Source organism: Pantoea sp. Fr+CA_20 (assembly GCF_024520835.1).
GTDB classification, from domain to species: Bacteria; Pseudomonadota; Gammaproteobacteria; order Enterobacterales; family Enterobacteriaceae; genus Pantoea; species Pantoea allii.
Genome location: NZ_JALNPN010000014.1, coordinates 84,352 through 105,341, shown reverse-complemented (window position 1 = coordinate 105,341; position 20,990 = coordinate 84,352). Strand labels below are relative to the sequence as shown.

Here is a 20,990-nt window from a genome sequence, read left to right as displayed (position 1 = left end):
GGTTCTCCCTCCATTATGTAAAAACTTATCGAAGCTAACAGTGTGATATGGAACAGACAAGCCTTTACAACATGAAATTTTCGGGCCCGGATGGCGCGGCGTTTATCCCTGTGCGCGGCCTGGCGAATCCTCATCTGCAAACCCTGCTGCCGCGCCTCCTCCGCCGTACGATAAGAGTCACGCCTCACTGGCAACGGCTTGATTTACCCGATGGTGATTTTGTCGACCTGGCCTGGAGTGAAGATCCGCAGTTTGCACAGCATAAACCGCGCGTCGTGTTGTTTCATGGTCTGGAAGGCAGTTTCCACAGTCCTTATATCCACGGCCTGATGCAGGTTTGCAAGCAACGTGGCTGGCTGGCCGTAGTGATGCATTTTCGCGGCTGCAGCGGCGAGCCGAATCGTCTGAACCGGATTTATCACTCAGGAGAAACCGAGGATGCACGCTTTTTCCTGAACTGGCTGACGACGCGCTGGGGCCGCGTTCCGACCGCCGCGGTGGGGTTCTCACTGGGCGGGAACATGCTGGGTTGCCTGCTGGGGCAACAGGGCAATGATGCCGTCATTGATGCCGGCGTTATTGTTTCTGCGCCGCTGCTGCTTGAGCCCTGCAGCGCCCGACTGGAACGTGGATTTTCCCAGGTTTATCAGCGTTACCTGCTGAGCCAGCTTAAAAAAAATGCCCAACGCAAACTGCACGCATGGCCTGACACTTTGCCGATAGATCTTAAACAGCTCAGCGCGCTGCGCCGCCTGCGAGACTTCGACGACGCGATCACCGCCCGCGCACATGGCTTTGCCGATGCCACAGATTATTATCGCCGCGCCAGCGCCATGCCGCTGCTTCGCTCGGTGGCAAAACCGTTGCTGATCATCCATGCGAAAGACGACCCGTTTATGAGTGATGAGGTGATCCCGCAGAATGACCAATTATCTGCCACTATTACCTATCAGCTGACGCGCCATGGCGGTCATGTTGGCTTTGTTGGTGGCACCTTGCGTCAGCCTCAGTTGTGGCTCGAACAGCGCGTGCCACAGTGGATTTCCCCTTACCTGGATAGCTAACCCTGTGATGATTCCCTGGCAACAGGTTTCCCCCGAAACCCTCGAAAATTTAATTGAAGCCTTTGTCCTGCGCGAAGGCACCGACTACGGTGAACAGGAGCTCAGCCTGACGGAAAAAGTCGCCGATGTGCGACGTCAGCTGCAGCAAGGTGAGGTGGTTCTGGTCTGGTCTGAGCTTCACGAATCGGTAAACATCATGCGCAAAAGCGAGTTTCGCGGCTGATGCACAGAATGAAAAATCGTGCTAACAATGCTCATCGCCCGACTTCACAGGGAGTTTTACTATGTCTGCACGCCATCCGATCATTGCGGTAACGGGTTCCAGTGGCGCGGGAACCACCACCACCAGCCTGGCATTCCGTAAAATTTTTCAGCAGCTCAATTTGCACGCTGCCGAGCTGGAAGGTGACAGCTTTCACCGTTTTACCCGGCCAGAAATGGATATGGCGATTCGTAAAGCACGCGATCTGGGTCGTCACATCAGCTATTTTGGCCCGGAAGCGAATGACTTTGGCCTGCTGGAACAAACCTTTATTGAATACGGTGAGCACGGCAAAGGCCAGTCACGGAAATACCTGCACACCTACGACGAAGCCGTGCCCTGGAATCAGGTGCCGGGCACCTTTACGCCGTGGCAGCCGCTGCCCCCGGATACGGACGTGCTTTTTTATGAAGGACTGCACGGCGGGGTGATGACGGCTCAGCATAACGTCGCTGAAAAGGTGGATTTACTGGTCGGCGTGGTGCCGATTGTCAACCTGGAGTGGATTCAGAAGCTGGTCCGCGATACCGGTGAACGCGGTCATTCCCGTGAGGCCGTCATGGATTCAGTTGTGCGCTCAATGGAAGATTACATCAACTTCATAACGCCACAATTCTCACGCACCCATATCAACTTTCAGCGCGTCCCTACCGTGGATACCTCCAACCCGTTTGCGGCCCGCACCATTCCTTCGCTGGATGAGAGTTTTGTCGTCATTCACTTTCAGTGTCTGGAAGATATTGATTTCCCTTATCTGCTGGCCATGCTGCAGGGATCGTTCATTTCCAATATCAATACGCTGGTGGTACCGGGCGGAAAAATGGGGCTGGCGATGGAGTTGATTATGGCGCCGTTGGTGAAACGGCTCATGGAAGGCAAACGCATTGAATAAAATCAGAGGCCGCGCGGGCCTCTGAGAGATCACAGCTCGATAACCTCGTAGCTGTGGGTGATCGCGACCCCTTTGCCTAACATAATGGCAACCGAGCAATATTTTTCCGCCGACAGGTCGACCGCACGCGCCACGGCTTTATCTGAAAGTGCTTTTCCACTCACGATAAAATGCAGGTTGATACGGGTAAAGATGCGAGGGGCTTCTTCCCGACGCTCTGATTCGAGTTTTACTTCGCAATCAGCCACATCGTTGCGGCCTTTTTGCAAAATTGAAACCACATCGATTGCGCTGCAACCACCGGCCGCCATCAGCACCATTTCCATAGGACTGGGCGCTTTATCACCGGAATTACCATCCATTAAGACCTGATGGCCGGATGATGATTCGCCGAGGAATGTTAACCCTTCAACCCATTTGACTCTTGCCTGCATAATTTCGCCCCCAGAATACCCTGTTTTTGCGCCAGAGTACGCTTTTGCCTGGTAAACAGCAATCCAGAGAAATCAGCCTCATTGCTGAAGCGAGACAACACAAGACAGTCGGCGAAAGCTGTGCTACAAACAGTGCTGAAAATATTTTTTCGTCATCCGAAGATGAAGCCGGGAAGAATTATGCGCTCTGCGCCGAATGCAGCCCGAATAATTTCCTGAATGGAAACACGCTTAACGCTTTCATCGCCTGGCAGGGAAACAGAGCCCTGTATTTTGGGCACGATTACAATAGAGGATAATAGCGAATGGTTCTCGGCAAACCGCAAACAGACCCTACACTTGAATGGTTCCTGTCCCATTGCCATATTCACAAGTATCCATCCAAAAGTACGCTGATTCATCAAGGTGAAAAAGCCGAAACGCTTTACTACATCGTGAAAGGTTCCGTCGCGGTACTGATTAAGGATGAAGAAGGCAAGGAGATGATTCTTTCTTACCTGAATCAAGGCGATTTTATTGGTGAGCTTGGCCTGTTTGAAGAAGGTCAGGAACGCAGCGCCTGGGTACGTGCGAAAACGGCGTGCGAAGTAGCAGAAATTTCCTACAAGAAATTCCGTCAGCTCATCCAGGTTAACCCGGATATTCTGATGCGTCTTTCTTCACAGATGGCGCGCCGTCTCCAGGTGACGTCAGAAAAAGTGGGAAATCTCGCGTTCCTGGATGTCACCGGACGCATTGCACAGACGTTGCTTAACCTGGCTAAACAGCCTGACGCCATGACGCATCCTGACGGCATGCAAATTAAAATTACTCGTCAGGAAATTGGCCAAATCGTTGGTTGTTCACGTGAAACCGTGGGCCGTATCTTGAAGATGCTGGAAGATCAGAATCTGATCTCCGCACACGGCAAAACCATCGTTGTTTACGGCACCCGCTAAGCCTTATTATTCACGGCGTGATGGCAACATTATGCCGTGAATATCTTGTGTTGAGCCCATGTGGCGAAGAATAATTTATCACCCCGAAGTTAACTATGCGCTGCGCCAGACTCTGGTGTTGTGCCTTCCGGTCGCGCTCGGCTGGCTGTTTGGCGATCTGCAAAAAGGGTTGCTGTTCTCATTAGTTCCCGCCTGCTGCAATATTGCTGGCCTGGATACACCGCACAAACGTTTCTTTAAGCGCCTGATTATTGGCGGCAGCCTGTTTGCCTTTGGCAGTTTGCTGATGCAGTGGCTACTGCTCAAAGACGTCCCTCTGCCGTTGATTCTGTTTGCGATGCCGTTACTCCTTGGCGTCACCGGTGAAATCAGCCCGCTGCACGCCCGACTGCTGCCCGGTACGCTGATTGCGGCGATTTTTACCATCAGCCTGATTGGTCGTATGCCCATTTACGTGCCCCCGCTGCTCTATATCGGCGGTACACTCTGGTACGGCGTATTCAACTGGTTTTGGTTCTGGCTGTGGAAAGAGCAGCCGATGCGCGAAAGCCTGAGTTTAATCTACCGTGAGCTGGCAAATTACTGTGACGCAAAGTACAGCTTGCTGACGCAGCTTACCGATCCTGAAAAAGCCCTGCCGCCCCTGCTGGTGCGTCAGCAAAAAGCGGTCGACCTGATTAACACCTGCTACCAGCAGATGCATATGCTGTCCGCAAGTCGCGATCACAGCCATAAACGTCTGACCCGGGCATTTCAGGTGGCGCTGGATTTACAGGAACATATCTCCGTCAGCCTGCATCAGCCGGAAGAAGTCCAGAAGCTGGTGGAACAAAGCCATGCGGAAGCCGTTATCCGCTGGAATGCCAGGACGATTTCAGCCCGACTGCGCGAGCTGGCCGACGATATTCTGTATCACCAACTCTCCAGCCGTTTTGATATGGACAAACAGCTGGGTGCGCTGGAAAAAATCGCCCGCCAGCATCCGGACAATCCGGTGGGTAACTTCTGCCTCTATCATTTCAGCCGCATCGCCCGGGTACTTCGTACCCAAAAGCCGCTTTATCAACGTGACCTGATGGCCGATCGCCAGCGTCGTTTGCCGCTGCTGCCCGCGCTGCGAAGCTATCTGTCGTTGCGTTCTTCCGCGCTGCGCACCGCCGGTCGTTTTGCCGTCATGCTGATGCTGGGCAGCGCCCTGGCGGTGTTTTTCTCCATTCCAAAGCCCTACTGGATTTTGATGACAATCATGTTTGTCAGCCAGAGCAACTACAGTGCAACCCGGGTTCGTATCCAGCACCGGGCCCTGGGCACCTTTGCCGGGTTGGTCATTGCGGCAGCCTCGCTGCGCCTGGATGTGCCAGAGCCGCTGGTGTTGAGCATCATGCTGGCCATTACCTTTATCAGCTATCGCTTTACCCGACAGTTTTACGGCTGGTCGATGGTAGGATTTACGGTCACGGCCGTTTATACGCTGCAACTGCTCTCCCTTAACGGGGCACAGTTTTTATTGCCCCGCCTGCTGGATACGCTGATGGGTTGCCTGATCGCCTTTGGTGGCATGTTATGGCTGTGGCCGCAGTGGCAGAGCGCGCTGTTGCGTCAGAATGCGCATGATGCACTGGAGGCCTGTCAGGACGCACTGCGGATGTTACTCGGCCCGGAGCAGTCTCCAGATAAGCTGGCTTACCAGCGGATTAAGGTCAACCAGGCCCATAACGCGGTGTTTAATTCCCTGAATCAGGCGATGCAGGAGCCGGGATTTAACTCACGCTACCTGCAGGATATGCGCTTATGGGTCACGCACTGCCAGTTTATTGTTGAACACATCAATGCCATGACAATTCTGGCGCGCGAACACACCATGCTGCCACCCACGCTGGCCGAGCACTATCTGCAATGGTGCGAGATTGCACTGCAACGTTGCCAGCAACGACTGGAATATGATGGGGAAAGTTCGCAGACGGATCTGCTGCAGGGCGTTGAAGATATTAACGAGGGGCCCGTCACGGTGCTGGAGCAGCACGTCCGGCGCATTCTTGATCATCTGAAAGTGATGCACACGATCTCATCTTTGGCCTGGAACCAGCGGCCTCATCATGGCCGCTGGCTGATGCGCAGTCTGCGCCGGAAATAACTCAGGCCGACAGCACCTTCTCTACCGCGTTGGCAAAGCGCGTCATGCCCTCTTCTATATCGGCAGGCTCGATAATCAGCGATGGCGCAAAGCGCATCACATCAGTCCCGGCCACCAGCACCATCACGCCTTCTGCGGCTGACGCATTCAGGATATCGCGCGCCTTGCCCGCATGTTGCGGTTTCAGGGCTGCACCAATCAGTAGACCTTTACCCCGGATATCGCTGAACAGATCGTGACGCGCATCAATCGCCTTAAGGGCCTCCACAAACTGCTGACGACGGATTTCCACGCCATTCAACACCTCTGGTGTATTGATGATATCCAGCGCGGTTTCTGCAATCGCACAGGCCAGCGGATTTCCGCCATAGGTGGTGCCATGAACGCCAGGTGCCATAGTTGAGGCCACCTCATTCGTGGTCAGCATCGCACTGACCGGAAAACCACCGCCCAGCGCCTTCGCCGAGGTCAGAATGTCTGGCGTCACGCCATAGTGCTCATAGGCAAACAATTTACCGCTGCGTCCCATGCCGCTTTGTACTTCATCCAGTACCAGCAGCGCCTGGTGTTTGTCGCACAGTTCACGTAAGCCCTGCAGAAACGCTGGCGTGGCCGGCATCACACCGCCCTCGCCCTGAATCGGCTCCACCACAATCGCGCAGGTATGATCGTCAATGACGGCTTTTACCGCATCCAGGTCGTTGAAAGGCACGTGAACGATATCGGCGGGTTTCGGACCAAAACCATCGGAATACTTTGGCTGTCCACCCACCGTTACGGTGAACAGCGTCCGGCCGTGAAAGGCATTATGAAAGGCAATAATTTTACTTTTGAACGGGCTATGGCGTTTGCAGGCATAATAGCGAGCCAGCTTAAAGGCGGCTTCATTGGCTTCCGCACCGGAATTAGCAAAAAAGACGCGCTCCGCAAAGGTCGCGTTGATGAGTTTACTGGCCAGCCGCAGCGCGGGTTCATTGGTGAACACATTGCTGGTATGCCACAAGGTTTCACCCTGTTTCTTCAGGGTTTCAACCAGCGCCGGGTGACAATGGCCCAGTGCGGTGACGGCAATCCCGCCAGAGAAGTCGATATACTCTTTGCCCTGCTGATCCCAGACCCGGCTCCCTTTGCCTTTTACCGGTACAAACTGTGCAGGTGCATAAACAGGCAAAATAACCTGATCGAACGTCTCCCGCGTTACCGCCATATTTTCCGCTGCCATTGACAACCTCGTTAACTAGTTCGTTGAGTCAAGATGAAATAATAATCATGAAATATGCATAAAAAATCACTTAAAGGCAAACACAACTTCATTGATTCAGGAAATTAGCTAACAGCAGGTGCCCCTGCTCACTGAGGATGCTCTCAGGGTGAAACTGCACGCCTTCCAGCGCCAGGGTTTTATGGCGAATCCCCATAATCTCATCCGGCTGACCATCGCGCACGCTCCAGGCCGTGACATCAAATTCATCAGGCAGCGTATCCGCTTTAACGATAAGAGAGTGGTAGCGCGTCACGGTCAACGGCTGATTAAGGCCACGGAACACACCACCACCATTGTGCTGTATCGCCGAGGTTTTACCATGCATCACGTCGCGGGCACGCACGATTTGCGCACCAAAAACCTGAGCGATGGCCTGATGACCCAGGCAAACACCTAACACCGGAAGACGACCGGCGCAGTGGCGAATGGCCTGCAACGAAATACCGCTCTGATCGGGCGTACAGGGGCCAGGCGAGATCACCAAATGGCTCAGCGGCAGGGCGCGCATCTCATCAAGAGTGATGGCATCATTTCTCACTACCCGTACGTTGGCTCCCAGTTGGCAAAAATACTGGTAGAGGTTCCAGGTAAACGAGTCGTAGTTATCAATAAGCAGCAGCATGGTTATGGTTTCAGGCAGACCGGAAGGATGCGCGCATCGCTCGGCATCCAGAGTGATGTCCAGAGCGGCATCTTACCATGCTGTTCAGGGTGAGTGTGATGCGGGGAAGCAGGAAAGCCCATGTCGCACAGGGAGGCACACTGCTGGCGTCTCCCTTAGGCTGCAACGGTTCAGGCGGCTTTGGCTTCACTGACGATGCTGGCGAAAACCTTTTCAAGCGGTTGCACATCACCGGACGCCCCGGCCTGATTTGCCGCAACCCATGCTTCCGCGCTCAGACTGTCCCATGCCAGCAGGTAGCCGGCATGCAGAGCCAACTGCTCGAAGAAAACACGCTGCGCCCTGCCGTTACCTTCGCGGAAGGGATGCAGCATATTGATTTCACAGTAGTACCAGGCAATCCGCTTCGCAAAGTCAGCCAGGGGGAGATCGGCCAGGCCCTTCTCGTCTTCCAGTGCTGCCAGCAACGCATTCCCCTCTTTTTCGATGTACTCGAAATGGCAGAAAGGGGTTTCGTCGCGCCAGATGTCGAGCGTACGCAGTTCGCCAGCCCAGCTGTAAACGTCCTGAAACAACGTACGGTGAATATGGCAAAGATAGGGTAATCCGGCGTTGCGCGGGCCCAGTTCAAGCGTGGCGAGTCGTGCGGCACTGAAGCTTAACTCGGCTTTACGCAGCTGCGTCGCATCGTGAATACCAAGACGGTTTTTCAACACAGTGTCGTTTTGCCACAGGTAGGGGTCCTGAGTAACGGCAGTATTAGCAGCCATATTGCCTCCTCAGTGAGGCCAGGCGCTCTTCTGCATCTTCACCCTTGATTTCAGGTTCTGTCAGGGTAAAGCCTTCGAGTCGGCAACTTGCCCGATAGCTGGCATGTCGCCGCTGTTGCCAGAGCACTGCTTTTTGTTTATCTGTGAGTGTGTTTGCCATACCGCCTCCTGCTCAGGTTTGCCCTAAGTATAAGAGCAAATTTCCCCTTTGCCGGAGACGAGATGGCATTACACCGAATTAGGGTAAAACTTTAGCCGACAGAATGACCACGGGCTTGATGGGGACATTCTGATAGGGGCCCACGTCTTTGGTCGGCACCTGAGAGATTTTGTCCACGACGTCCTGGCCTTTTACAATCTTACCAAACACGGCGTAACCGAAATCGCGTTGACCATGATCCAGGAAAGCGTTGTCAGTAACGTTCAGGAAGAACTGGCTGGTTGCGCTGTCTTTATCGGCGGTACGCGCCATAGAGATAGTGCCACGCAGATTGCGTAAGCCGTTATCCGCTTCGTTTTTGATCGGCGCGTTGGTCTGCTTTTGCTGCATTTCACTGGTGAAGCCACCCCCCTGGATCATAAAGCCAGGAATCACGCGATGAAAAATCGTGTTGTTGTAAAAGCCGTTGTTCACGTAGTCCACGAAGTTTTTAACGGAAACCGGCGCTTTTTGATTATTCAGTTCGAGTTCGATATTGCCGGCAGAGGTGTTAAGCAGGACATGCGTATCACCTTTAGCCGCTAAAGCTGAGACGGAAACAGAAGAGAGCGCTAACAGGGCAACTGCCGCTGTCAAAGTACGTTTAAACATGAGTAATTCCTTACTTTGGAGAGCTAGCTCAAAAACGATATTGATTGTAAAGAGCATGTAATACAAGAGCCAGCGTTTTACCTATATTTACGCTAACAATGCGCACTATAGCTGGAATAATGTTGCTTCCGCTTCGTGACTAAAATCACAGTATTGATGAAATGAATGACATCTGTTTTCACTGTTAGTTTATTAAGATCACGGTTACGTTTACAATTTCTGACGCTTCAGGCCCTCCGGCTTCTCAACAGGTTCAGAACATGACAAATCGTAATCGTATCGGCCTTACCTGGATTAGCTTTCTCTCATACGCGCTTACCGGCGCACTGGTGATTGTCACCGGCATGGTAATGGGCGATATTGCGAAAGATTTCCAGATTCCTATCGACAGTATGGGTAACACCTTCACCTTCCTGAACAGCGGCATTCTGGCTGCGGTTTTCCTTAATGCCTGGTTGATGGTAATTGTACCGCTCAAACGGCAACTGATTTTTGGCTTTGTACTCATGGTATTAGCCGTCATCGGCTTAATGACCAGCCGTGATCTGTCGGTATTTTCACTGTGCATGTTCGTACTTGGCGTGGTCAGCGGCATTACCATGTCGATTGGGACGTTCCTGATTACCCACATGTATGAAGGCCGTCAGCGCGGTTCACGCCTGCTGTTCACGGATTCGTTCTTCAGCATGGCAGGCACCATTTTCCCTGTGCTTGCCGGTATTCTGCTGGCGCGCCATCTGCCGTGGTACTGGGTTTACGTCTGCATTGGTGTGATTTACGTCGGCATATTCATCATGACGCTGTTTGTTGAGTTTCCCGTGCTGCGTAAGCCAGAGAACAGCCCGACCGTCGAGAAAGAAAAATGGGGCGTTGGCGTACTGCTGCTGGCTATTGCAGCGCTATGCTACATCCTGGGTCAGTTAGGCTTTATTTCCTGGGTGCCAGAGTACGCGACGAAGGTCATGGGCATGAACATCGACGATGCCGGCCAACTGGTGGGAAGTTTCTGGACTGCCTATATGGTGGGCATGTGGGCGTTCAGCTTCCTGCTGCGCTTCTTCGATCTGCAACGTATTCTGATGGTTCTGGCTGGCCTGGCGACGGTGTTGATGTACTGGTTCGTGAGCAGTCACGACGCGGGCATGCTGAGGTGGATCATCTTAACGCTGGGCTTTAGCTCTAGTGCGATTTACACCACGATTATTACCCTGGGCTCGCTGCAAACCAAAGTCGCCTCACCCAAGCTGGTTAACTTTATCCTGACCTGCGGCACGGTCGGCACCATGCTGACCTTTATTGTCACGTCACCAATTGTGAAAAACAGCGGCGTTCACAGCGCGCTGTTAACCGCAAATGGCCTGTACGCGGTCGTGTTTATTATGTGCGTACTGTTAGGTCTGGTGACTAAACACCGTACCCACGGTCACAACACGCATTAATTCCGTCGGGCGGCGTTACCACGCCGCCCACGTGTTTTAGCGTTTAAAGGTCACGTCTTCCCACTGTTCTAAACAGATGGCGCTGTTGGCGGGCTGTGTTGCGGCGATAACATTTCCGCGACGAAGCGAATAACGCACCGGCACTTGCCTTCTTACCGCGTCGAAGCCATTCTCCGCTGGCAGAATAATCAAGCTGGCATCATGACCGCGCTGAATGCCATATCCTGAAAGATTCATCGTTCTGGCACTGTTGTGGGTGATCAGATCGAGCCCGGCATTGATTTGTTCATAGCCCATCAACTGACACACGTGTAATCCCATATGTAGCACCTGGAGCATATTTCCCGTGCCCAGCGGATACCAGGGATCGAACACATCGTCGTGACCAAAGCAGACGTTGATGTCCGCCTCCAGCAGCTCTTTGACGCGGGTAATGCCACGGCGTTTGGGATAACTGTCGAAGCGGCCCTGTAAATGAATATTGACCAGCGGATTGGCGACAAAGTTAATGCCGGAGAGCTTCAGTAGCCGAAACAGACGCGATGTGTAAGCCCCGTTATAGGAGTGCATCGCCGTCGTATGGCTCGCGGTCACCCGCGCGCCCATGCCGTCGCGGTGTGCCAGCGCAGCCACGGTTTCAACGAAGCGCGACTGCTCATCGTCAATTTCGTCACAGTGCACATCCACCAGCCTGTCGTAACGGTTAGCCAATGCAAAGGTTTTATGCAGGGACTCCACGCCGTATTCCCGGGTGAACTCAAAATGGGGAATGGCCCCAACGACATCGGCACCGAGTCGAAGCGCCTCTTCAAGTAATGCTTCGCCATTGGGATAAGACAGGATGCCTTCCTGTGGAAACGCCACAATTTGAAGAGTAATCCAGGGCGCCATTTCGGCCTTAAGTTCCAGCATCGCCTTGAGTGCCGTTAAGGCGGGATCGGACACATCGACATGGGTGCGAACACACTGTATGCCGTTGGCTATTTGCCACTTCAGCGTCTGCATCGCCCGCCGTTTGACATCTTCATGACTCAGCAAGGCCTTGCGCTCTGCCCAGCGTTCAATGCCCTCAAACAGCGTACCAGACTGATTCCAGGCAGGCTCTCCCGCAGTTTGCGTCGTATCCAGGTGAATATGGGGTTCAACAAAGGGCGCGAGGGCCAGGCCGCCTTCCGCATCCAGCGCTGCGCCGTCGGCGGCTATCTGCTGAGGCTGTGCCGAAATACGGGCGATTTTTCCTTCATCAATTTCTATCTGCCACAGGCCGTCACGCGTGGGCAAACGCAGATTATTGATCCAGCGAAGTGGTGCGGTTGTCATACCTGGCTCCTGATGAGTTAAGCGCTACTGATTAAAGCTAACACGTTAGCGCTGCCCTGCTCCAGATGACTTTGTGAACTGCACGCGCAGGACGCTGAATCGTGACACTCACCCTGAAGAGGTATATCGCATTACGATTGATGTACATCAATAAGCGCCAGACAAGCCGCGCTATTGTAGCCGCAGATATCGCAAATTTGAGGCAAAAATGAGCAATCACAGTGTCGTCATTATCGGTAACGGCATGGTCGGTCACCGCTTCATCGAAGAACTCATGGATAAAGCCGCGCCTGGTCAGTTTTCCTTAACGGTTTTTTGTGAAGAACCCCGTGTCGCCTACGATCGCGTTCACCTCTCCGCTTACTTCGCTCACCATACCGCTGAAAAACTTTCCCTTGTCCGGGAAGGCTACTACGAAAAACATCATGTCAATCTGCTGCTGGGCGAGCGTGCCATGACCATTAACCGTGATGAAAAGCGGGTTCACTCCAGCACCGGGCGCGCCGTGCATTATGACACGCTGGTCTTTTCGACCGGTTCCGTCCCGTGGATTCCGCCTGTTGCGGGCGCAGAGGGCAGTGATTGCTTTGTCTACCGTACGATTGAAGATCTGAATGCCATTGAAGCCTGTTCGCGTCGTAGCCAGCGCGGTGCGGTAATCGGTGGTGGCCTGCTTGGCCTTGAAGCGGCAGGCGCGCTGAAAAATCTGGGCGTCGAAACCCACGTGATTGAATTCGCCCCCGTGTTAATGGCTGAGCAAGTAGACCAACAGGGCGGTGAGCTGTTACGTCATAAGATCGAGCAGATGGGCGTGCAGGTTCACACCGGCAAAAATACCCAGCAGATTGTGCATCATGATAACGGCGGCAAGACATTGCTGTTCGCTGATGGCAGCCATCTCGATGTCGACTTTATCGTGTTCTCCACCGGTATCCGCCCACAGGATAAGCTGGCCAAACAGTGTGGTCTGACGCTGGGTACGCGCGGCGGTATCGCCATCAACGACCAGTGCCAGACCAGCGATCCGGCTATCTACGCCATCGGTGAGTGCGCCGCCTGGCACAATCGTGCCTATGGCCTGGTGGCGCCGGGTTATAAAATGGCGCAGGTGGCAAGTGATGTGCTGTTGGGGCGTGATAACGCGTTTGCGGGTGCCGACATGAGTGCCAAACTGAAACTGCTGGGTGTTGACGTGGCCGGTATCGGTGACACCCGCGCCAGCACGCCGGGTGCCCGCAGCATTGTCTGGCTGGACGAGGCGAACTCCATCTACAAACGACTGATTGTGAGTCGGGACCACAAAACGCTGCTGGGCGCGGTGTTAGTGGGCGATACCCGCGACTACGGTAATCTGCTGCAGTTGGTGCTGAATGCCATTCCGCTTCCGGCCAACCCGGAAACGCTGATCTTACCCGCAGGCAACGGTGAAAAAGCCTCGATTGGGGTGGACGCGCTGCCTGCCAGTGCGCAAATCTGCTCCTGCTTTGATGTCAGTAAAGGCGATATCGTTAACGCCGTGAAAGGCGGTTGTCACACTGTCGCCGCGCTCAAGGCCGAAACCCGAGCCGGCACCGGTTGTGGCGGCTGTATTCCCCTGATCACCCAGGTCCTGAACAGTGAGCTGAGTCATCAGGGCATTGAAGTGAATAATCATATATGTGAGCACTTCCCCTACTCTCGTCAGGCGTTGTATCACCTGATTAAGGTAGAAGGGATTAAAACCTTTGATGCGCTACTGGCGAAGCACGGCCATGGCTATGGCTGTGAAATCTGTAAACCGACTGTTGGCTCGCTGTTGGCGTCCTGCTGGAACGAGTACATTCTGAAACCCGAGCACGCCTCTCTGCAGGACAGCAACGACAACTTCCTGGGCAATATCCAGAAAGATGGCACCTATTCTGTCATTCCACGTTCACCGGGCGGGGAGATAACGCCACAGGGACTTAAGGTCATTGGCGACATCGCACAGCAGTATCATCTCTACACCAAAATCACCGGCTCCCAGCGTATTGGCCTGTTTGGTGCGCAAAAAGATGATTTACCCGCCATCTGGTCGCAGTTAATCGCCGCTGGATTTGAAACCGGTCAGGCCTATGCCAAAGCGCTCCGTATGGCAAAAACCTGTGTAGGCAGCAGCTGGTGTCGCTATGGCGTGGGTGACAGCCTTGGCTTCGGCATCATGCTGGAGAACCGCTATAAAGGCATTCGCACGCCGCATAAAATGAAGTTCGGCGTGTCGGGTTGCACCCGTGAATGCGCCGAAGCCCAGGGCAAAGATGTTGGGATTATCGCGACGGAAAAAGGCTGGAACCTGTATGTGTGCGGTAATGGCGGCATGAAACCCCGTCATGGCGATCTGCTGGCGGCAGACCTTGATGACGCGACGCTGATTGCTTATCTGGACCGCTTTATGATGTTTTATATCCGCACCGCCGATCGGTTACAGCGGACCTCACTGTGGCTGGAGAGCCTTGAAGGTGGTATCGACTACCTGCGCAGCGTCATCGTTGATGACAGCTTAGGGCTTAACCCGCAGCTCGAACAGGATCTGAGCATTCTGCGCGCCAGCGCCGAATGTGAGTGGCAAACGGCGCTGCAGGACCCGCAAGGCCTGGTGCGTTTTGCCCATTTCATCAATACACCTCAGCGCGATCCCAACGTACAGGTCGTTGCCGAACGCCTTCAGCATCGTCCGGCGCGCCCGGATGAACGTATCGCCGTCACGCTGATCGAGGAGAACACACTATGAGTGAATGGACCCGCGTCTGCCCGTTAGCGCAGATCCTGCCTGCCACCGGCGTCTGTGCCTGGGTCAGTGGTCATCAGATTGCCGTCTTCCGCCCCAGCGCTGACGATCGCGTATTTGCTCTCAGTAACCTTGACCCTTTTGCAGACGCCAGCGTTCTGTCTCGCGGGATTATCGGTGAACATCAGGGCGAACTGTGGGTCGCCAGCCCGTTGAAAAAACAGCGTTTCCGTCTGCGTGATGGATACTGCATGGAGGATGCATCACGCTCTGTGCCGGTGTATCCGGTCCGCGTCAATGCAGGCCAGGTTGAGGTTAAGGCACTGCCCGCGCGGATTTAGCGCCACCTGTTCCCCAAAACGATTATCATCGTTTATCCCTCTCAAGCCAGCCCGTGAATACGGGCTTTTAGCAGGACTGGCTATGGACTATTTCCCTCTTTTTTGTCGCCTGCAAGGCAAATGCTGCCTGCTGGTGGGTGCCGGCGACGTCGCCGAGCGCAAAGCCCGGCTGCTGTTGGCCGCCGGGGCCAGCCTCAGCGTGGGCGCACTGACCTTTTCTTCTGCGTTTCAGCACTGGGCGCAAGCGGGAGAGCTGACCTTGATACACGGTGAATTTCACCCGGACTGGCTGGCGGGCTGTTGGCTGGTCGTCGCGGCCACCAACGATGAGGGTGTTAATCAACAGGTCGCCGACGTGGCTGAAACGCAGCAAATCTTTTGTAATCTGGTCGATGCACCCGAGCAGGCCAGTGCCATCATGCCCTCCATTATTGACCGCTCGCCGCTGATGATTGCCGTGTCCTCCGGCGGTCGGGCACCCGTGCTGGCAAGGCTTCTGCGTGAAAAACTAGAGGCGATGTTGCCGCAGCACCTGGGGAAACTGGCCCAGCGAGCCGGAACCTTGCGCAGCAGGGTGAAAAAGCAGTTCACCGCGATGGCGCAACGTCGCCACTTCTGGGAACGTTTTTTTAGCAGCGCCAGGCTGGCGCAAAGCCTGGCGAATGGCGACAACACACGGGCAGATGAACTAACCGAAACCCTGTTCGCAGAGGATCGGCGAACCCAAGGTGAAGTGGTGCTGGTCGGTGCCGGCCCGGGCGATGCGGGGTTACTGACGCTCAAAGGTTTACAGCAGATCCAGCAGGCGGATGTGATCGTTTACGACAGGCTGGTTTCCGATGCCGTTCTCGATCTCGTGCGTCGTGATGCGGAACGCGTCTTTGTGGGTAAACGTGCAGGTCACCACTGCGTGCCCCAGGATGAGATCAACCAGCTGTTGCTCCAGCAGGCCCAGCGCGGTAAACGGGTCGTACGTTTGAAAGGCGGCGATCCCTTTATCTTTGGCCGGGGCGGTGAAGAGCTGGAGATTCTGGCACAGCATCAGATCCCCTTTAGCGTGGTGCCCGGCATTACGGCAGCATCGGGCTGTGCCGCCTACAGCGGTATTCCCCTCACCCATCGCGACCATGCGCAAAGCGTACGGCTGGTCACCGGCCATCTGCAAAAGCAGGGCTCACTGGCCTGGCAGACGCTGGCGGCAGAACAGCAAACGTTGGTGTTTTATATGGGCCTCACGCAGGCAGCAGAAATTCAGCAACAGCTTATTCATCACGGCATGCGCGCCGATATGCCCGTAGCCCTGGTGGAGAAAGGCACCAGCACAGACCAACGCGTTCTTACCGGTACGCTGCAAGCGCTCAGCGATTTAGCGCAACAGGTTACCAGCCCCAGTCTGATTATTGTGGGCAGCGTGGTCAGCCTGCGCGAAACATTACGTTGGTTTTAAAACAATAACGGCGAGCTTTCGCTCGCCGTTGAGGTTATGCCAGCACTGACTAAGGCTGAGAAACAAAACCCACGGCGGCATACACCTTTTTCAGGGTTTCCTGCGCCTGAGCACGGGCTTTTTGTGCACCCTCACGCATCACCTGCTCCAGCAACGCTTCATCGTTACGGAAGCGATGATAACGTTCCTGCAGATCAGTCAGCATGCCAGATACCGCATCCGCGACCGCGCCTTTCAGGTGCCCGTACATTTTGCCTTCAAATTCCTGCTCCAGCTCCGCTACCGGCTTGCCGGTCACGCCGGACAGGATGTCCAGCAGGTTTGACACGCCCGCCTTCTCTTTAACGTCATAGCGAATGACCGGTGGCTCTTCAGAGTCAGTCATCGCACGCTTGATTTTTTTAACCACGGATTTGGGATCTTCCAGCAGGCCGATAACGTTATTGCGGTTATCGTCCGACTTAGACATCTTTTTCGTCGGTTCCAGCAGGGACATCACGCGTGCGCCAGATTTAGGAATGAACGGCTCAGGCACTTTAAAGACATCGCCATACAGGGCATTAAACCGGCTGGCAATGTCGCGACTCAGTTCAAGATGCTGTTTCTGATCTTCACCCACCGGCACCTGCGTCGTCTGATAAAGCAAAATATCTGCGGCCATCAGCACCGGATAGCTGAACAATCCCGCGTTAATGTTTTCTTCATAGCGCGAGGATTTGTCTTTGAACTGCGTCATACGGTTCAGCTCACCAAAATAGGTGTAGCAGTTCAGAATCCAGCTCAGCTGCGTGTGCTCTGGCACATGAGACTGAACGAAGACAGTGCTCTTCTTTGGATCAATACCGCAGGCTAGGTACAGCGCCAGCGTATCTAAGGTGGCTTTACGCAGTGCTGTCGGGTCCTGGCGAACGGTGATCGCGTGCAGGTCGACGATACAGTAAATGCAGTGGAAATCGTCCTGCATCTGCACCCACTGACGCAGCGCACCCATATAGTTGCCAATGGTCAGTTCGCCGGACGGCTGTGCGCCGCTGAAAACGATGGGTTTGCTCATGCTTATGTCCTGATAAATTACCGCCCGATAGCGGGCAAAAGGTCGTCAAAAGAGTCAAGGGTGAGATCGGGCTGGCTGGTGGCAATAGGTTCGCCATAGTTATAGCCAAAAGTCATACCGATATTGGGTACACCAGCCGACTGCGCAGCCAGAATATCATTGCGCGAATCGCCAACAAACAGCAGTTGGTCAGGCAACAGGCCAAATTTACCCAGCACCAGAAAAATAGCAGCAGGATGGGGTTTTTTAACCACCACGTCGTCACCGCCAATAATCAGTGAAAACGCGCCATCGATCCCCAGGGAGGCCAGCAAGGGCGCAACGAATGGCGTGGGCTTATTGGTGACAATCGCCATCGGGATGTTCAGCGCCTGAAGTTTTGCCAGCGTTTCTTTAACCTGAGGAAACAGCGTACTGCCGGCGTCCACCGTATTGGCGTAATGTTTGTCAAATAATACCCGGGCATCGCGCTGCTCATCCTGCTGAGGCTCGCGTCCCAGTGCCCAGGTCAGGGCGCGCGACATCATGATATCCGCACCGTTACCAATCCAGGTGGACACGCGCCCGACGCCAGCGGCAGGCAAACGCAGGTCCGCAAGCGTCAGATCGATAGCATCAGCCAGGCCCGGCGCGCTGTCGACCAGCGTGCCATCCAGGTCGAACGCCAGCGCGTGAATATCAGTGAAATGAGCCATTCGCTTTCTCCAGCTCGTTCCGCATGTCGTCGATCACTTTTTTATAGTCCGGATGCCCAAAGATGGCTGAACCGGCCACAAACATATCCGCACCCGCGGCGGCGATTTGGCCAATATTATCAATCTTCACACCACCATCCACTTCCAGACGAATGCTGTAGCCGCTCTGATCGATGCGTTTACGCGCTTCACGAAGTTTATCCAGGGTGCCCGGAATAAATGACTGACCACCGAAACCGGGATTCACCGACATCAGCAGAATGATATCCAGCTTATCCATCACGTAGTCGAGGTAGCTGAGCGGCGTGGCGGGGTTAAACACCAGACCGGCCTTGCAACCGTGCTCTTTAATCAGCTGCAGCGTACGGTCAACATGCTCGCTGGCTTCCGGGTGGAAGGTGATATAGGTGGCGCCGGCTTTGGCAAACTCGGGAATTAACGCGTCCACGGGCTTCACCATTAAATGCACATCGATCGGGGCCGTAATACCGTAGTCACGCAGCGCTTTCAGTACCATCGGTCCCATCGTCAGATTAGGAACATAGTGGTTGTCCATAACGTCGAAGTGAACCACGTCGCCTCCAGCCGCCAGTGCTTTCGCAGTGTCTTCACCCAGGCGGGCAAAGTCTGCCGAAAGGATTGAAGGGGCCAGCAAATATTGTTTCATCCGATTCTCCACTGTTGTGCGCCAGCATCACTGCTGGCGAAATACCCTGGCCGCGGACGAAACAGACTAGCGATAAAGTGCCAGCAGTTCGTCGACCTTGGTGCGGCCGGTTATGCTTCGGCTAATAGAACGCCGGACTTTGACCACATGTAACACGGCATCCTGATACCAGCAACGCGTCAGTTCAGTATCATGGTTAGAAATCAGCACCGGGATTTGACTCTCCGACGCCAGCTTCGCAGCCAGTTGCGCCAGATGTTGCTGCTCATTCAGACTGAAACTATTCGTATGGTAAGCCGTAAAGTTAGCCGTCGCGGACAGTGGCGCGTACGGCGGATCACAATATACCACAGAGCCTTTCTGGGCATTGTTCAGGGTAACATCGTATGATTCGCAGACAAACGTCGCTTTTTGCGCACGTTCAGCAAACCAGAGCAGCTCGGCTTCCGGAAAGTAAGGTTTGCGGTAGCGACCAAAAGGCACATTGAACTCGCCGCGCAAATTGTAACGACACAGACCGTTGTAACAATGGCGATTGAGATAGAGGAATAACAGCGCACGCTGATAAGCGTCTTTGCTGAGATTAAATTCAGTACGGAGCTGATAATAGCAGGCTTCGTTATTGCCTTCAGGCGTGAACAGCAAACGCGCATCGCGAATAAAATCCGCCGTACGCGTTTTCACGATGTTGTAGAGATTGATGAGATCGTTGTTGATGTCGGCCAGGTGATAGCGATCAAAATCGGAGTTGAGAAACACTGAGCCAGCGCCGACAAAGGGTTCGATCAGGCAATCACCTTGCGGCAAATAACGGTGGATCTCTTCGACTAAGGGAAATTTTCCCCCCGCCCATTTTAAAAAAGCGCGATTTTTTTTCATGCTGTCGTGGTATTTACATCTTATTGTGAGGCTGTGGTTGAACCGACAGCAGATCTGCGCTTAAAACGGGACCAGCAGCTGCCGGCCCCATATCATTTATTGGCTGGCTTCTTTCCTGACCTGACTAACCGGTTTCACCCATGGATTCTGTGCGCGCACTTCAGCAGGCAACGCAGCTACGGCACGTTTCGCGTCTGCCGGTGTTGCATATGCACCACTTACCAGCACATACCAGGGCTGGCCGTTACGCGTTGTTTTATACACGTGATACGCGCTCAGATTTTGTTTCTTCGCCCAGGCATTCAGGCTCTCTGCCTTCGACGCACCACTCAGCTGCAGCGTATAATTACCGCCAGGCAGGGATTTACTCGCCGTTGCACCGTTGCCAGCGGCTTTAGCAGGCGCATTATTCACTGCGGTGTGCGCTGGCGTGGTGTGGGTTTTATGTTCACTGGCCGTCGGCTTAGCGGCGGTTTTCACCGGCTGCTCACGCGTATGGCGTGGCGTCAATGCGGCCTGGCCTGCGTTGGTTCGGCCTGCTGCGGGCGTATTGGCGGCGGCGGAACCGGCTTTGCCACTGACCGTTGCGGGTGCCGTAGGCAGTGAGCTGCTGTTTTCTGCCCCCTGAGCCGCGCCATCAACCTGCTGCTGTTGATTCGTCAGGGCGGTGTTCAGATCGCCAGGTAAAGTAACACGCTGCTGATTCGCCGGAGTTTCAACAGGCGCGGCCTGCGTCGGCGTGGACGCAACTGGCGGCATGGAAATGTCGCGTGGCGCATTCGTCGCCTCCGTAGAAGATGCCGTGCCAGGTGCATTCTGGGTTGTCGCAGACGGTGATGGCGTCCCGGCGGCATTCTGTCCACCGCTCATGGCGGTTGAGCCACTCAGGTCAATATTTTTTTCGCTGCCAGAACCTGTCGAGCCAGTAGCAGGCGCGCTCTTGCTGCCATTGGCCGAAGAAGACTTACTGTCGTCAGAACCATTCAGCGCAGAGCCAATTCCCAGCACTACCAGCAGTAACACCAGAATACCAACGCCCATCATGACATGCTGACGCGATACCGGTGCTTTCGTCGCAGAAGACGATTTACGTGGGCGCGAGGGACGGCGGTCGCTGGCGTCAGGTTTTAACTCATCATCCGGTTTGAATTCATCATCCGGTTTGAACTCATCCATTCTGCCTCCTCCGTAAAGCGGCATCCCGCACTGCG

Annotated in this window: 22 protein-coding genes; 10 read left to right on the top strand and 12 right to left on the bottom strand. The window is 54.4% G+C overall.

What is annotated here, in order from left to right; all coding sequences use genetic code 11:
* Positions 1–47 precede the first annotated feature (47 nt).
* The 3 genes from NR177_RS16495 (at position 48) to NR177_RS16485 (ending at position 2,218) form a co-directional block, all read left to right on the top strand.
* A complete protein-coding gene (locus NR177_RS16495; RefSeq protein WP_256853259.1) occupies positions 48–1,064 on the top strand; it encodes a hydrolase in 1,017 nt (338 codons plus the stop codon).
* A gap of 4 nt (positions 1,065–1,068) precedes the next feature.
* Complete coding sequence (locus tag NR177_RS16490; RefSeq protein WP_063877488.1) at positions 1,069–1,287, top strand: YheU family protein; 219 nt, start codon at positions 1,069–1,071, stop codon at positions 1,285–1,287.
* 61 nt (positions 1,288–1,348) lie between these two features.
* On the top strand, positions 1,349–2,218 hold the full coding sequence (locus NR177_RS16485) for a phosphoribulokinase (RefSeq protein ID WP_063877489.1): 870 nt from the start codon (positions 1,349–1,351) through the stop codon (positions 2,216–2,218).
* A 29-nt stretch (positions 2,219–2,247) separates the two neighbouring features.
* On the opposite strand, the gene NR177_RS16480 is transcribed toward NR177_RS16485, so the two are convergent.
* A complete protein-coding gene (locus NR177_RS16480; protein WP_063877490.1) occupies positions 2,248–2,652 on the bottom strand; it encodes an OsmC family protein in 405 nt (134 codons plus the stop codon).
* A gap of 26 nt (positions 2,653–2,678) precedes the next feature.
* Here NR177_RS16480 and NR177_RS16475 point away from each other — a divergent pair, with 26 nt between their 5' ends.
* The 3 genes from NR177_RS16475 to NR177_RS16465 are packed head-to-tail and all read left to right on the top strand — an operon-like array spanning position 2,679 to position 5,724.
* Entirely contained in the window at positions 2,679–2,951 is a 273-nt protein-coding gene (locus tag NR177_RS16475; protein ID WP_141248552.1) for a hypothetical protein, read from the top strand.
* Between the two features lie 6 nt (positions 2,952–2,957).
* Positions 2,958–3,590, top strand: coding sequence for a cAMP-activated global transcriptional regulator CRP (crp, locus tag NR177_RS16470; RefSeq protein ID WP_000242758.1), 633 nt, complete (start codon positions 2,958–2,960; stop codon positions 3,588–3,590).
* Positions 3,591–3,648: 58 nt separating this feature from the next.
* Positions 3,649–5,724, top strand: coding sequence for a YccS/YhfK family putative transporter (locus tag NR177_RS16465; protein WP_256853258.1), 2,076 nt, complete (start codon positions 3,649–3,651; stop codon positions 5,722–5,724).
* 1 nt (position 5,725) lies between these two features.
* Here NR177_RS16465 and NR177_RS16460 read toward each other — a convergent pair whose 3' ends face one another.
* The 5 genes from NR177_RS16460 to ppiA all read right to left on the bottom strand — a co-directional run bounded on the left by NR177_RS16460 (position 5,726) and on the right by ppiA (position 9,191).
* A complete protein-coding gene (locus NR177_RS16460) occupies positions 5,726–6,946 on the bottom strand; it encodes an aspartate aminotransferase family protein (protein WP_063877492.1) in 1,221 nt (406 codons plus the stop codon).
* A gap of 88 nt (positions 6,947–7,034) precedes the next feature.
* Positions 7,035–7,610 (bottom strand): aminodeoxychorismate synthase component II, encoded by a 576-nt coding sequence (locus tag NR177_RS16455; protein ID WP_256853257.1) that lies wholly within the window; start codon positions 7,608–7,610, stop codon positions 7,035–7,037.
* A 170-nt stretch (positions 7,611–7,780) separates the two neighbouring features.
* Positions 7,781–8,380 (bottom strand): putative adenosine monophosphate-protein transferase Fic, encoded by a 600-nt coding sequence (locus tag NR177_RS16450; protein ID WP_256853256.1) that lies wholly within the window; start codon positions 8,378–8,380, stop codon positions 7,781–7,783.
* Positions 8,370–8,540: a YhfG family protein gene (locus tag NR177_RS16445; RefSeq protein ID WP_074180980.1), complete on the bottom strand. Its 171-nt coding sequence runs from the start codon at positions 8,538–8,540 to the stop codon at positions 8,370–8,372. Before NR177_RS16445 ends, NR177_RS16450 begins: the two co-directional genes overlap by 11 nt.
* A gap of 78 nt (positions 8,541–8,618) precedes the next feature.
* Entirely contained in the window at positions 8,619–9,191 is a 573-nt protein-coding gene (gene ppiA, locus NR177_RS16440) for a peptidylprolyl isomerase A (RefSeq protein WP_063877495.1), read from the bottom strand.
* A gap of 260 nt (positions 9,192–9,451) precedes the next feature.
* On the opposite strand from ppiA, the gene tsgA reads away from it, so the two are divergent.
* Positions 9,452–10,630: an MFS transporter TsgA gene (gene tsgA, locus NR177_RS16435; RefSeq protein ID WP_063877496.1), complete on the top strand. Its 1,179-nt coding sequence runs from the start codon at positions 9,452–9,454 to the stop codon at positions 10,628–10,630.
* A 36-nt stretch (positions 10,631–10,666) separates the two neighbouring features.
* Here tsgA and NR177_RS16430 read toward each other — a convergent pair whose 3' ends face one another.
* Positions 10,667–11,950, bottom strand: a complete 1,284-nt coding sequence (locus NR177_RS16430) for a cytosine deaminase (RefSeq protein ID WP_256853255.1) — start codon at positions 11,948–11,950, stop codon at positions 10,667–10,669.
* Positions 11,951–12,158: 208 nt separating this feature from the next.
* Here NR177_RS16430 and nirB point away from each other — a divergent pair, with 208 nt between their 5' ends.
* The 3 genes from nirB to cysG all read left to right on the top strand — a co-directional run bounded on the left by nirB (position 12,159) and on the right by cysG (position 16,484).
* Positions 12,159–14,699, top strand: coding sequence for a nitrite reductase large subunit NirB (gene nirB, locus NR177_RS16425; protein WP_256853254.1), 2,541 nt, complete (start codon positions 12,159–12,161; stop codon positions 14,697–14,699).
* Entirely contained in the window at positions 14,696–15,037 is a 342-nt protein-coding gene (gene nirD / locus NR177_RS16420) for a nitrite reductase small subunit NirD (RefSeq protein ID WP_063877499.1), read from the top strand. The genes nirB and nirD overlap by 4 nt, the downstream gene beginning before the upstream one ends.
* An 82-nt stretch (positions 15,038–15,119) precedes the next feature.
* Complete coding sequence (cysG, locus tag NR177_RS16415; protein WP_256853253.1) at positions 15,120–16,484, top strand: siroheme synthase CysG; 1,365 nt, start codon at positions 15,120–15,122, stop codon at positions 16,482–16,484.
* A 49-nt stretch (positions 16,485–16,533) separates the two neighbouring features.
* On the opposite strand, the gene trpS is transcribed toward cysG, so the two are convergent.
* The 5 genes from trpS to NR177_RS16390 all read right to left on the bottom strand — a co-directional run bounded on the left by trpS (position 16,534) and on the right by NR177_RS16390 (position 20,979).
* On the bottom strand, positions 16,534–17,538 hold the full coding sequence (trpS, locus tag NR177_RS16410) for a tryptophan--tRNA ligase (protein WP_063877501.1): 1,005 nt from the start codon (positions 17,536–17,538) through the stop codon (positions 16,534–16,536).
* A gap of 17 nt (positions 17,539–17,555) precedes the next feature.
* Positions 17,556–18,233 (bottom strand): phosphoglycolate phosphatase, encoded by a 678-nt coding sequence (locus NR177_RS16405; protein ID WP_096011069.1) that lies wholly within the window; start codon positions 18,231–18,233, stop codon positions 17,556–17,558.
* On the bottom strand, positions 18,217–18,900 hold the full coding sequence (gene rpe / locus NR177_RS16400) for a ribulose-phosphate 3-epimerase (protein ID WP_014594778.1): 684 nt from the start codon (positions 18,898–18,900) through the stop codon (positions 18,217–18,219). The genes NR177_RS16405 and rpe overlap by 17 nt, the downstream gene beginning before the upstream one ends.
* Positions 18,901–18,966: 66 nt before the next feature.
* Positions 18,967–19,779 (bottom strand): adenine-specific DNA-methyltransferase, encoded by an 813-nt coding sequence (dam, locus tag NR177_RS16395; RefSeq protein WP_096011068.1) that lies wholly within the window; start codon positions 19,777–19,779, stop codon positions 18,967–18,969.
* A gap of 96 nt (positions 19,780–19,875) precedes the next feature.
* Positions 19,876–20,979 carry an SPOR domain-containing protein gene (locus NR177_RS16390; RefSeq protein WP_256853264.1) on the bottom strand — a complete coding sequence of 368 codons (1,104 nt, stop codon included), beginning with the start codon at positions 20,977–20,979 and terminating at the stop codon, positions 19,876–19,878.
* Positions 20,980–20,990 lie beyond the last annotated feature (11 nt).